This is a genomic window from Paenibacillus sp. BR2-3, from assembly GCF_046529485.1.
Taxonomy (GTDB): domain Bacteria; phylum Bacillota; class Bacilli; order Paenibacillales; family Paenibacillaceae; genus Paenibacillus_AQ.
Genome location: NZ_CP126311.1, coordinates 1,381,757 through 1,394,297, shown reverse-complemented (window position 1 = coordinate 1,394,297; position 12,541 = coordinate 1,381,757). Strand labels below are relative to the sequence as shown.

Sequence of the window (12,541 nt, the reverse complement as noted above, 5' to 3'; positions counted from 1 at the left end):
TTGCTTCATAAATAGAAAAGACAAAACCCGAGTTTTCCAGTTTAGATGAATTCATCGGGTTTTTCTCTTATTTACACCTAAACACATAACTGTAATGGGACGAATTTTTATATGGTGCTCTCAAAAAGAGCTCTTCCGTTTGTTGCAATGACCTGTTTGTACCAGTAAAAACTTTTCTTTCTAGTTCTATTGAGTGTCCCCTTTCCATCGTTGTCTTTATCCACATAAATGAATCCGTAGCGTTTTTTCATTTCGCCAGTTCCTGCACTTACAATGTCAATGGGCCCCCACCACGTATACCCGATAATCTCGCAGCCATCTTCGATGGCCTCATTCAATTCCAGCAAATGTTTATTGAGGTAACTAATCCGGTCATCATCGATAATGCTGCCGTCCTGAGCGAACTCATCATCACCGCCGTACCCGTTCTCTACAATAAAAAGCGGCTTTTGATAACGATCATAGATTTCATTGCATACATATCGAAGACCTTTGGGGTCAATAGGCCAACCCCAAGCGGTTTTTTCCAGGTATGGATTATCAAGACCCATAATACCACCGGTATTCCCCTGAATGGGCATTCCAGCCTTATGTGTCGTACTTCTGTAATAGCTGAAGCCGACATAATCAGAAGTGTAATTTCTAATTGTCTCAAAATCACCCGGTTCATTATGAATAGAAATATTATTTTCTTTCCATATTCGCTTAATATAATTCGGATAATATCCCCGCATCATTACATCGGAATAAAATAGTGAACGTCTTCTCAGTTCATACGCTTCAAAGACATCTTCCGGATTACAGGAGTTTGGATAAATAATGCTGAGTGATAACATGCAGCCAATCTGCGAACCTGGAATTATCTCATGACACATCTTCACAGCAAGCGAGTTTGCAACAAAAACATTGTGGCTGGCTTGATAGATATCCTGCAATTTGGTGTCTTCATTCTTCAATTCAATGGCTCCAGCAGCTAATGGGATGGTATGCATATGGTTAATTTCGTTAAATGTCATCCAATATTTCACCTTATTGCGATAACGCTTAAAAATGATTTCACAGTACTTGGTGAAGAAGGCTATCAGATTGCGGTTGACCCAACCCCCATATTCTCTGACCAGATGCAGTGGCGTTTCAAAATGAGAAATCGTGATGACAGGTTCGATCCCGTGCTTCAGCAGTTCGTCGAAGAGGTTGTCGTAGAATTGCAGCCCTTTCTCGTTAGGCTCCGCGTCATCACCATTTGGGAAGATTCGCGACCAGGCAATTGAAGTCCGAAAACATTTCAAACCCATCTCCGCAAATAAAGCTATGTCTTCTTTATACCGATGATAAAAATCGATTGCCTCATGGCTTGCATAATACTTGCTCTCGTTAATCTCCGCATCCAGTGATCCGCCCACAATGCCGTTTCGGATGGCATCACTTATCGCCGGACCCTTTCCGTCAACATCCCATGCCCCTTCTGCCTGGTTAGCTGCAACAGCACCACCCCAAAGGAAATGCTCGGGGAATACCGCTTCGTTCATCATGAACCTGTCCTCCTGTCCTGAACTGTTAGAGATTTTCCCCATTTGTTTCAATGACCTGTTGATACCAGTAGTAGCTTTGTTTTTTAATTCGACGAAGCTCTTTGGCATTCGTTTCATCCCGGTCCACATACACGAACCCGTAACGTTTTTGATAACCGTTCAGCCAGCTTAACAAGTCGGTAAAGGACCATGAGCAATAACCCATTACCTCTACACCATCTGAAATTGCATCCTGAATGGCTGCGATATGGTCCCGCAAATAATCAATACGATAACCGTCGTTTACCTGATCGCCATCTTCAAGCTTGTCAAACTCTCCTAGTCCGTTCTCGGTAATAAATACAGGCAGCTGATAACGGGTTGCAATTCTTCTCAGGGCAATTCTAAGCCCCTGCGGATCGATATCCCAGTCCCAGTTCGTCGACTCCACGTGCGGATTATCTGTAGTTCTGAACATACCAGGAACACCGGAGTGTTTGGTGGAACCTTTCTTCCCTGTTGTATTTTTCTCCCCCGATTCAATACCATTAGTCAGGGAGTTGTGTTCAACAGTGGTTGTCCGATAATAGTTGACGCCCATAAAGTCAGGTTTGGCGGAAGCCAGCAATTCAAAATCTCCCTCTTGAATTGTAGGTACCAAATCGTTTTCTTCAAGGTACTTCCAAGCTGTGACCGGATAACGGCCCCATGCATAAATGTCCATCCAGAAATAGTTGTTCAAATCTTCACTGTTCTCAAAGGCAAGGATATTCTCAGGTTTAGAATCTACCGGATAATAAGGCTTATAAGCAAAGCTCGGTCCAATCTTGCCTTGAGGCACAACCCTTCGGAACGATTGAATGACCTTGGCATTCGCCAAATTGGCAATGTGATTCACTTCATACATCCTTTTTCTGTCGCGGACACCCGGTGGGTGCAGGGCAGTCTCATATCCGTAGCTCACAAAGTAATTCTGTTCATTTAGTGAGACCCAATATTTCACGCGGTCTCCGTAACGTTCAAACAGCGTAACCGCATAACGGTCAAAGTCTTCAATAACCTGCCGGGATTCCCAGCCTCCGTATTGATCCATCAGCGCCTGAGGAATATCCCAGTGATACAATGTAATCACGGGTTCAATGCTGTTCGCAATCAATTCATCGATTAAAGCATCGTAGAATTGTAACCCTTTCTCATTGATTGCTCCGTTGCCATTTGGATAAATCCGACTCCATGCAATTGAGAAACGATAAGCCTTCAGTCCTTGTTCCGCCATAAGGCGTACATCTTCTTTATACCTGTGATAATGATCTACTGCTACATCGCCGTTGGAACCTTTAAATGTGGTCCCCTCTATTTTTGTGAAGGTGTCCCAAACCGATGGCCCCTTGCCGTCTGCTTCCCAGGCTCCCTCAATTTGATAAGCGGCTGATGCCGAGCCCCAGAGAAAATTTTCAGGAAACGGCATTTTTCTTTGATGTTCCATATCTAATCCTCCAAGTGTAATTATTTTGTTTATTTAAATATAGTCATTAATAGTTCCTTGTTTGTTACTTGTTGCCGTTCTGTCGCATGAATACCGGTAAACTCACCCATATTCGTTATGATCACTGGTGTCGTCAATTCAAATCCGGCATCCTGAATCTGCTTCATGTCAAACTCCAGCAGTAAATCACCTTCGTTAACCCGCTGGTTTTCTTCAACTTTTTCAGTGAACGGTGCGCCTTTTAATTTAACAGTATTCAGCCCAACGTGTATCAGAATTTCAAACCCTTCATCAGAGGTGATCCCAATTGCATGCTTACTTTTGGCAATTGAAGTCACAGTCCCTGAAATCGGTGAAAATACTTTGCCTTCCGCCGGGACAATGGCTACTCCGCTTCCCATTGCTTCTGTGGAAAATACAGGATCTGACACTTCAGCGAGCGGAACAACTTTTCCACGAATTGGAGAAGCAATGAATGTCTTCACCCTTGTAGCATCGGTTTGTACGGCTTGCGCTGACTTGGCTAAAGTCATAGTTTCATTCAGAATTTCTGAAGGTTCTTCAAAGCCTAGAATGTAGGTCAGAATTGCGGTTATTACAAAAGAGGCCGTTATACCAATAATGAAGTAAACAAAAGTATCCGTTGCAAAAGCAGGAAGCGTAGTTATTGCCGGGAATACGTAAGCCAGTACCGTCGAGTGCATAGCACCAATAAAAGCTCCACCGATTACGCCGCCAATTACCTGGGCAATCAAAGGTCTCTTCAGTTTTACAGAAATCCCGTATACAATCGGCTCTGTCACTCCTGCTAGAAGAGAAGGCATCATCGCGGATAAGGCATAAGCTTTCAACTTTTTATCTTTAGCTTTTAAAAACACGCCCAAGGCAGCACCTGAAGAAGCGAACGTTGCTGCAGCCGAAGACGGCTTAATTGTATCAAAACCGTGGAGGCTAATATTATTAATCATCGCAGGCACAATCCCCCAATGGAGACCGAACATCACCAGGAAGGTCCAGCCTCCTCCAATAATAGCTCCCATAAGCAGTCCGCTTGTATTGCTCAAGTAGTTAACGCCTGAGGCAATACCATTACCAAGGTAAACCCCCATTGGTCCAATTGCAGCAGCAGTTAAAGGCACCATAATGATCAGAGAAATCAGCGGTACCGCAAAGATTTGAATGTTTTTCGGAATTACTTTATTTAATCCTTTTTCCAAATGTGAATATACCCATATGGATAGCATAGCCGGGATCAAGGTTGATTTATAAGCCATCAATACTACGGGAATTCCAGCAAAATGAGTAATATCACCGATATTCTTCATCAAATCTGTAAAGTTGGGTTCGAGCAATGCCCCCATAATGGTCATAGAGACGAACATATTCGCTCCAAACGTTCTAGCCGTTGAAACAGCCAAAAGTAATGGCAAGAAATAAAAGACACTGTTACCTGCAGCAGCCAAAATTTTGTAGGTGCTGCTGTCTACCGATAAAATCCCTAAGGTCGTTGTCAGAATAACCAGGATTGCCTTTAACATCCCCGCTCCGGCAAGTGCCGGTACTATTGGAGTCATGATGGCAGACATTGTATTGAAAAATCTTGTGATAATATTACCGGTTTTTTCGCTTTTTTGTGCCCCCTCTTTGGACTCACCGGAAGCTTTAATCGGAAATTGGGTAATAATTTCTTTGTACACGGCGTTAACGTCATTACCGATGACTACCTGATATTGCCCATTCCCCTCAACGACGGTAATAACTCCATCCAAATCCTGAAGTTTTTGTTTATCCGCCTTGGCAGAATCCTTTAGCTTAAACCGCAATCTAGTCATACAATGATACAATTCAGCAACATTCCCAGCACCGCCAACGTTTTCTACAATTTCACTTGAGAGTTTAGTAAATTTCCCCATGCTCTTTCCCCCTGTAATTATTACTGTTAGGTATTGGTATATGACAACAAAAAAAACCCAAACTGCAAGAAGTGTAGGACGTTTAATGTCCTTTACTTTTTGCAATTTAGGTTTTGCCTGCTTATCAGTAACAATCCCCGATATTTAATTATCTTACTTCCCCCATAATCTAACACGATGCCAAAAGGATGTCAACGCTTTCTTTATGTTTTTTTAAACGCAGTATTGTGAAAAGGAACTCTTTGAGATACGATAGCAATTTTCCCGTGGCCTGGATTGAATCCGGTGCAACATTTATGCAAAAGTTCCTCCCTTTATTTCTTGTTCCGGTAACTGTGGGAGTCATATTAACCCTCCTAAGATTGATTATATTAAAATGCTAATTTATTGAGATCAGGACTATACTCTTTAATTAATAAAATCAAGTCTTCCATACTTTCGATTTCGTTTATCGGAATGTAGCAACCTTTATAAGCTGTATTATTACTCATCTCCCAACTCGAACTTTTTTTTCTGCTAAAAACCATTTCCTTAAAAATTTGATCTTGTTCCGTGTTTTTTAAAGCAGTCGGAAAGTATAAGACCATCTTCGAAACCGTAATTTCATTTTGATTAATAAACTTAATAAAAGAATATAAATTTCTTAGTTTATTCATATTGTCTTTACCTTGTACATCCAGAGAAGTAAACATAACAAGCATAATTTCATTCTCACTAAGATAATTTATAGCGTTTTGTCCTTTTAGTGTTTGCACTTGTAATTGATCGATCTTGTTTTCTGAATATAACTTAAATCGCGCATTGTTTACTTCAGCATATAACTCATTTTCGTTAAAATAAGGTCGCAAAACTTCATTCATTGCCTTGTTTAATGCGTAGTTATCTCGGAATTCTTTCTCCTTGTCTTCTAAATAAGCTTCTACGAGGAATGCGTGTTCCGGATGATCGTCAGGATAGGCTCTAAGATTTACCATCTTTAGCGAATTAGTATACATTACAGTATCCGTATCAACCGTAAATTCCTCACCATATCTTTCCCTTAGCACCTCCTCTACAGAGATAATCACTTTTCTCTCACTATACGTAAGTTGATCAAATAGTTGGCTACCCCCAAGAAGCAAAGGAGGTCCTGCGATAAAAATCACTACGATAAGTAAAATGAATAGTAAAGCATAAGCGCTTATCTTCTTAGTATTCAAATTTATCCCCCCCTTGTAATTAACTTTTCTCAAAACTCACCCCCACCCCCTGCGAACCAATCAATTTCATCTCTCCCTTATATTTCAGGTACACCTTCATGGTTAAATAATTCGTCGATAAGCTGGTGGAAATACCGTCGATACGGTATTTGGTGTTCGTCGTGGTGAAGCTGCTGCCCTCGGCGCCGTTCAGGCCGTATTCTTTCTGGGTCAGGATTTCGCCGCCGCTGTCGAGCTGGATGACAATTTTATGGTCCTGGTCGAAGTAGTCGAAGCCGAGCTGCTTGGTGACGGCGCTGAACTCCAACGAGCCGCTGTAGCCCGAGACCAGCTTGGTATAGGGAGTTGTGATATCCAGGGTGAACGGCGCAGCATTCATATGGTACAAGCCGTTGTCCTTGATCGGAGTTTCGGTCAAAAGCGTAAATAAAGCCGGCTTTACGTAAGCGTCTGCGCTTCCTCCATTATCCGCGATGGCTTTGCCGTTCACGGCTAGGCCCAGCAGCAGCTTCAGATCGTTAAGCTTTGTGCCTTGGGCACCCTGCCCAAAAGGGACTGAACGGCGATGCCGCCGTATTTGATGGATGGCTCGGAACTGCTCTCCATGTCCAGCGGGTAGTAGATTCCGTCTGTGCCTTGAAAATATCCGTGCAGCGAGTTGTTGATCGTACTCCGCTTGTTCTGGTTCTGCTGCATCAGCTGAACCTCAATCAAATCCTCGCTTTGTCCGGGGTAGATGAGTACATTGATCATGCGGAAGGTTTCTAATTTGTTCGATTATCAGTACTTACTACCGCACAAAAAAACGCCCTGCCAGCCTAAGCTAACAGGGCGTTTTTGCCGATTCTTTCGGACTACACGCTCGGCTTCTGATCAGTGTGAATCCACATTATCATCATTGGAACAATCTGTAAACAATCGCTTTTTAAGCAAATGTAATCATTTTTTCCGCATCACCGCTTCGCTTTATAAAACTCATGATACAGCTTCATCAGCGCTCGCTTCTCAATCCGCGACACATAACTGCGGCTGATGCCCAGCTCTTTAGCGATCTCCCTTTGCGTCCGCTCCTCGCCCCCGGTATCCAACCCAAAACGTCCAACCACAACTTCCTTCTCCCGGTCATCCAGAATATCGAGATTGCGGTAGATTTTACTCTTCTCAATATTAAGGTCTACTGTGATCAGCAGATCGTCGGCTCCCGAGCCTAAGATATCTATCAGCGTAATTTCGTTTCCTTCTTTATCCGTTCCAATGGGATCGTGCAGCGACACGTCCTTTCGAGTCTTTTTTAGTGAACGGAGATGCATTAGAATCTCCATCTTGATGTCATTAGTGCGCATATTTTAAAAGGTAAATATCTCGACTGAATCTTCGTAGACCCTGATTTCTTTAACGACCTGACGAATCAAATCGCGCTTCTCTTCAAAAGTAAGTTCTGCCTGACCTTTAGATAAGTAATGTTGAACGGCTTCCATCAAGACATGAATGTTGTACTCTGTATTTTGAGCAGAATTCAACATATGGCTTAGTTCAATCAATTGGGCATTTAGGCCTTCTTCTTTCTGCGTAAGCTCCTTCAATTCTTGACGAATATCTTCTTCAGCAATACCGTCTTCACTAACAGCAAAGAGTTTAATTAGTTTCTTTCGTGCGTTTTTGGTTTTCTCAATTTCTTTTTCAATCCTCACAATCTCAGCAATTTCAAAAGGCTCCTTAGTCTTCTCCTCCTGCAAAGCTGCAGCGATTTCATCGGGATTGTTTAACCAGGTTGTCACTTGGTCCCAAACCTGTTCTTCTATCAGGTGAGCCTTAATTCTTCGTCCACATCCTTTTGATTTGGCACCTGCAGTGTTCTTAATGTCTGTATATTCCGGTACTTTCTTTCCCCAATTGTTTGATAATCGTCCCGTCATGGTATTACCGCAGTCCCCACATCTTAACAAACCGCTCAATAAATATGGGTGTTTGCTTTTTTGAGCCCATCTCCTTCTAGACTCCGATAATAATATTTGTGCATGTTCGAATTGAGCCTCGTCTATGAGAGGAGGACAAGGAAGAAGAATCCATTCGCCTTTAGGTCTCTCTTTCATAGGAATCTTTTCTTCATCTTTCCTGTGCTTATTCCCTAACATACCTTCTGTATTCCAGCGATTTTGATAAAATTCACCGATATAGGCTCGGTTCATAATGATTTGCCTTACTACTTGGCGATGCCACATTGAAGCCCCTCTTTTTGTAGGTACTCCTTTACTGGTTAAGTATAACGCTATACCATTCAGTCCTTGAACAATTGTATTGGGTTGTGTAAATAAATCAAATATTAGTCTGACTATAGCAGCCTCATCTTCATCAACAAGAAACTGTTCTGATTCCTTATCAAAACTGTAACCGTAAACTTGAAAATCACGCAGTACTCTTCCTTGCCTTGCTTTTTCTTTTCTCCCTCGGCTCATACGTTCTGTTATCTTTGACTTCTCAAACTCCGCTATAGCTCCACGCATAGAATAAAACAAATTTCCTTCAGGAGTTTTAGCATATTCACCATTAACAAAAACAAGTTCTATACCTCGCCGGTCAAATTCATCAGTTATGATCAGTTGGTTCATTAACTTTCGAGACAATCTATCCGGGTCAAGACAAATAATCTTATTAATAATTCCTTCTCGAATATCATCTCGTAATTTGGTTAATGCCGGTCTATCCAAAAATTCACCTGATACCCCATCGTCCACATATTCCTTTACCTTATTCGTTCCCGCTTTCTGACGACATTGACGAATTTGATCGTTCAGGCTGAACCCGTGCTTCGCCTGCTCCTCCGTACTCACTCTGGCATATACAGCTATCACTTTTCTCCCTCCTGAACTTCTCTAGAAGGTAATCATAACAGGCAATGCGTGCTCTGTCATTGGAATCGCCTACCACAAGTTTCACATGCACCCGGCATCCCCTCCTTGTAGAAGGATATGCGGGTACTGCTTGGACACTTGATAAATAAAAGTGACCTTGAACATATGCCTGTTGTTCAAGGTCACAACTACTTTTACACCGATTTTCAACTCATTCACTTAAAAAATAATATGAACATTCTCATAAGCCCGATCAATAGTGAGCGAATTGAATACTCAAACAATGTGCATTGCAATGAATGTACAGCAAAGTGTACCTATTATGAGTTTGGATAATAAAATAGCATAGTCGTAAAATCAATTTTCAGTCAGACATTTGGGATTCCAAAACTTTCACTGCATCTCCGACAAAACTGACTGATGTAATCCGATTAATTTACATATTCCCTCGCAAAATTGTTCCTCGGATGGGGTCAGTCCGGCAATCGGTTCCCCCTCATTAAATTCACCGTTAATTCCGAAAAGGCTAAGACTACTTCTTTGATGGAAGGAACTCCAAGGATTCCCCATCTGATATTGACGAATTTTAGCTTCACTTTCATCAGGATACACTAGAACTCCTGGAACAGTATGGCCCGGACTAGAAAAGGCATCCATATACGCATGAATTTGATAAAGGTCATTTCGCTCCAAACCGTTTGGCTTGGATAGACTTGCAAACGTATGCTTATATTTAGCGTCCACGACGGCAAGTACTTGTTTTGATAAGGGATTCCTCAATAAAATATCCGGCTTCAAGGCTGCTAATTTGTGCCCATCCATGTTTTGATACAGGTGCCCAGATGCCTCTCTCTCCCGCCCGGTATGGACAACTTCAACTCCTGCGACAGTAGTTTTTAACAAATGGCACACATATAATTCCCAAATCTCAGCCATATCTAGCAAGGTTCCTGTTATCTCTTGGGTTCCTGTCGAAGTAGCACCGATCGATTTCTGCTGTAATATCTTCAACGATAATTCTACGACTGAACGATATGACTCCAGGATCGGAGTATATTTTATCGGAGGTAGTTTATTTGCCGCAGTGAAGTTCGATAAGCTGCTTGCTGATGTTTGAAGTAGAAGCCCGATAATCTCCCTTCCTTTATCAGAAAGCCAAGTGCGGTCATCACCATGACCCAGCTCTTTCTTAATTTTGCGGTAAGCTTTGCTGAGAACATTGGAAATAGCAGGATGAATGACTTTGGTTCTAGATAAACTCACGAGACGATTTGTCCCTTTCCCAACCTCAAGTGCGGTTTCCATTACTTTCATACGACCCCGCAGTGAAGGCAGTTTCAAAGTTTCCTCTATGCGGGTATAAGGTAGACCGTGCTTGCTTCCACGCATAAGCTGATCACCCCAAATTCGAGCGATCAACTCCCACAACCACATGTTAGATCCACGATAAGATCCGTTGCTCTGAATCATACGTACTCCCCAAATCTTACTGATCCAGCGATGGAATGAGCTTTCATAACGAGGTATGATTCGCAGCGTTCTCCGCTTGTAGCTGATCTCCCCGACATAACGTCCCGCATACCATTGTCCATTGCGGAATTCGATAATCGGCTCTTCATCTGCTATTTTCCCAGTAAGACGAAGGGTGAAACGTTCTTTGTCCAGATTACAGCATAAATCCTGTATCCATAGCTTCTCATCGTTATGTTTCAGGTTGATCTCAGACAAATCTTTCGCAATAATCTCTATATTTCCCTGTGAAGTACTCATTCTTGCCCTTTTAAGAATATGTCTTTCACCTGTTGCATTAACAACTTTCTTTCGTATGCATCTGCTCCAGACAGATATTGCTCTAATAATGGAGCTAGCGAATAATTCCACAATCCAGAAATTGGTCCACGGCCCTGCCCTTTTCGATTCCATAAAACCTGCTGAACTCCGGGTTGAGAATAAATGTACTTCTGTGCAAAAGAAACAACATCGCTGAAATAAGTATGACCAATGACGTAGAGAGGTCCCATGAGTTCATGATTCGCTATTAATGTATTTATCCGGACGCATCGGTCTGCGAGTACTTCAAACTCCTCCTCTACTCGGCTCCATTGTCGGGGTTTACCATACTTTTGCGGCCATCGTTCCCATTTTGTTTTCACCAAGGATATTAAGTCTTCACGTTCAAAACCCCGGAAAAACCATAAAAATCTGCGGCGAAGTGCAAAATCAACTTGTTCCAGCGATTGGTCAATCAGATTCATGGTCCCAATAATATAAAGATTGTCAGGTACGGCAAGCGAAAATGAGTTCCCATCCTGTCCAGCCAGCAGCACTTCACTTTCCCGATCTTCCAGCAAGGAGAAACATTCCCCCAGCACCCTACTTAAATCCGCACGGTTCATTTCATCCAGAATGAAGACAAAAGGCAGGCCTTTACCTATTCCGTTTTCCGCTGCCTTCACATCTTCAAGGACTTGCAGGAATACACCATTTTTGTAAACGGTCCGATTCTGTTCAAGCTGCATTCCTCGAATGAAATCTTCATAGCCATAGCCGGGATGGAATTGTACACGCCGAACCCTCTGCTGTACCAGTTCTTCTATGTTATTCTGATTCTTAAAAAATTTACCCGCTCCCCACTGACGCAATGTCTCCTGCCGAATAAAACGCTCTGCTAATTCTTTCGCTTCATGCGTTTTCCCAGTTCCTGGAGGTCCATATATAACAATTTGCTTTTTGATTTCTAAACCTTGAATCGGAAGCACATCTGTTTCATGATCACCATAATCCCAACACTCCATGAGAGGACTTCGATAAAAATCAAGATCCGGTTCACTGAGAATATCACTTAATTGTTTTCTAATTGCTAGGATACGCTCATCTACATCTACAGGGATACAATCCTCATCCAGCATATCCAAGAAAGCCTCGACTATTTGTTGTTTATGACTAGCACTCGCCATTCGCTCATACAGGTCAGGATAAAACAGATGCAAAAGAATATGGCGGGAGAGTGGATTCCCTTCTTCCTTAAGTTTATCTAACAAACCGCGAACTTTTAGATGGTCTGCTGCAAGTTCTTTCCTCTCTTCTTCTGACATTTGCAGCACAGTATCAGCAAATATTGCTATGTATCGTATCTCATTATAGCGTCTTGTATTGTAGGCTATTCCCGGTCCACCGATACCATGTTCAAGAGCAGTTAGAGCATTATTCTGATCATCAAGCAATAGGTTCGCAAAGGACGCTATTGTCTTAAGCAGTTCTTTCTTCCTGCGATAGCTTATGCTGGATGGAAAAAGCAAATAAAGATAGACCAGTTCACAAGCGAGCTTCACAACCTCTGATTTCTGGCCACTAAGTTGTCCCTTCAATTTCGTTTCGAATGCTTCGGCTGATTCATCGGTATTATCAATGAAACAAGCTCTAAATGCATTCAAATTATCAGTAGTCCATATCTTGTCCGATGGCCAAAGCAAAGATGACCCATCCATAAGACTTTTTTCTTTCCATTCATTCGCGTAGCGATAGACATCTGAAGTATCCCATTCTTTAAATCTTGCCATGATTTTTAGTCCTCTCAAGT

At 42.3% G+C, this 12,541-nt stretch carries 9 protein-coding genes and 1 pseudogene; all 10 read right to left on the bottom strand.

Features of this window, described 5'->3' with window-relative positions:
• Window positions 1–107 precede the first annotated feature (107 nt).
• Window positions 108–1,529 (bottom strand): glycoside hydrolase family 1 protein, encoded by a 1,422-nt coding sequence (locus PaeBR_RS06600; protein ID WP_410515097.1) that lies wholly within the window; start codon window positions 1,527–1,529, stop codon window positions 108–110.
• Window positions 1,530–1,557: 28 nt separating this feature from the next.
• Window positions 1,558–2,997, bottom strand: coding sequence for a glycoside hydrolase family 1 protein (locus PaeBR_RS06595; protein ID WP_410514066.1), 1,440 nt, complete (start codon window positions 2,995–2,997; stop codon window positions 1,558–1,560).
• A 29-nt stretch (window positions 2,998–3,026) separates the two neighbouring features.
• Window positions 3,027–4,910, bottom strand: coding sequence for a beta-glucoside-specific PTS transporter subunit IIABC (locus PaeBR_RS06590; protein WP_410514065.1), 1,884 nt, complete (start codon window positions 4,908–4,910; stop codon window positions 3,027–3,029).
• Between the two features lie 371 nt (window positions 4,911–5,281).
• Window positions 5,282–6,109, bottom strand: coding sequence for a hypothetical protein (locus PaeBR_RS06585; protein WP_410514064.1), 828 nt, complete (start codon window positions 6,107–6,109; stop codon window positions 5,282–5,284).
• Window positions 6,110–6,128: 19 nt separating this feature from the next.
• Window positions 6,129–6,599: a hypothetical protein gene (locus tag PaeBR_RS06580; RefSeq protein ID WP_410514063.1), complete on the bottom strand. Its 471-nt coding sequence runs from the start codon at window positions 6,597–6,599 to the stop codon at window positions 6,129–6,131.
• 20 nt (window positions 6,600–6,619) lie between these two features.
• Window positions 6,620–6,862, bottom strand: coding sequence for a hypothetical protein (locus PaeBR_RS06575; RefSeq protein ID WP_410514062.1), 243 nt, complete (start codon window positions 6,860–6,862; stop codon window positions 6,620–6,622).
• 200 nt (window positions 6,863–7,062) lie between these two features.
• Window positions 7,063–7,437, bottom strand: a pseudogene (locus PaeBR_RS06570) (sigma-70 family RNA polymerase sigma factor); the annotation flags it as partial.
• An 18-nt stretch (window positions 7,438–7,455) separates the two neighbouring features.
• Complete coding sequence (locus tag PaeBR_RS06565; protein ID WP_410514061.1) at window positions 7,456–8,961, bottom strand: recombinase family protein; 1,506 nt, start codon at window positions 8,959–8,961, stop codon at window positions 7,456–7,458.
• Window positions 8,962–9,354: 393 nt separating this feature from the next.
• On the bottom strand, window positions 9,355–10,731 hold the full coding sequence (locus tag PaeBR_RS06560; protein WP_410514060.1) for a 5-methylcytosine restriction system specificity protein McrC: 1,377 nt from the start codon (window positions 10,729–10,731) through the stop codon (window positions 9,355–9,357).
• The gene (locus PaeBR_RS06555; protein WP_410514059.1) at window positions 10,728–12,521 is read right to left on the bottom strand and encodes an McrB family protein; all 1,794 of its coding nucleotides are present in this window, start codon (window positions 12,519–12,521) and stop codon (window positions 10,728–10,730) included. Before PaeBR_RS06555 ends, PaeBR_RS06560 begins: the two co-directional genes overlap by 4 nt.
• Window positions 12,522–12,541: the final 20 nt, after the last annotated feature.

Bases quoted from the DNA above. Each gene is read 5' to 3' on its own strand.
- PaeBR_RS06575 (WP_410514062.1), bottom strand. From the start codon at position 6,862: ATGATCAATGTACTCATCTACCCCGGACAAAGCGAGGATTTGATTGAG.
- PaeBR_RS06560 (WP_410514060.1), bottom strand. From the start codon at position 10,731: ATGAGTACTTCACAGGGAAATATAGAGATTATTGCGAAAGATTTGTCT.
- PaeBR_RS06600 (WP_410515097.1), bottom strand. From the start codon at position 1,529: ATGAACGAAGCGGTATTCCCCGAGCATTTCCTTTGGGGTGGTGCTGTT.
- PaeBR_RS06555 (WP_410514059.1), bottom strand. From the start codon at position 12,521: ATGGCAAGATTTAAAGAATGGGATACTTCAGATGTCTATCGCTACGCG.
- PaeBR_RS06595 (WP_410514066.1), bottom strand. From the start codon at position 2,997: ATGGAACATCAAAGAAAAATGCCGTTTCCTGAAAATTTTCTCTGGGGC.
- PaeBR_RS06590 (WP_410514065.1), bottom strand. From the start codon at position 4,910: ATGGGGAAATTTACTAAACTCTCAAGTGAAATTGTAGAAAACGTTGGC.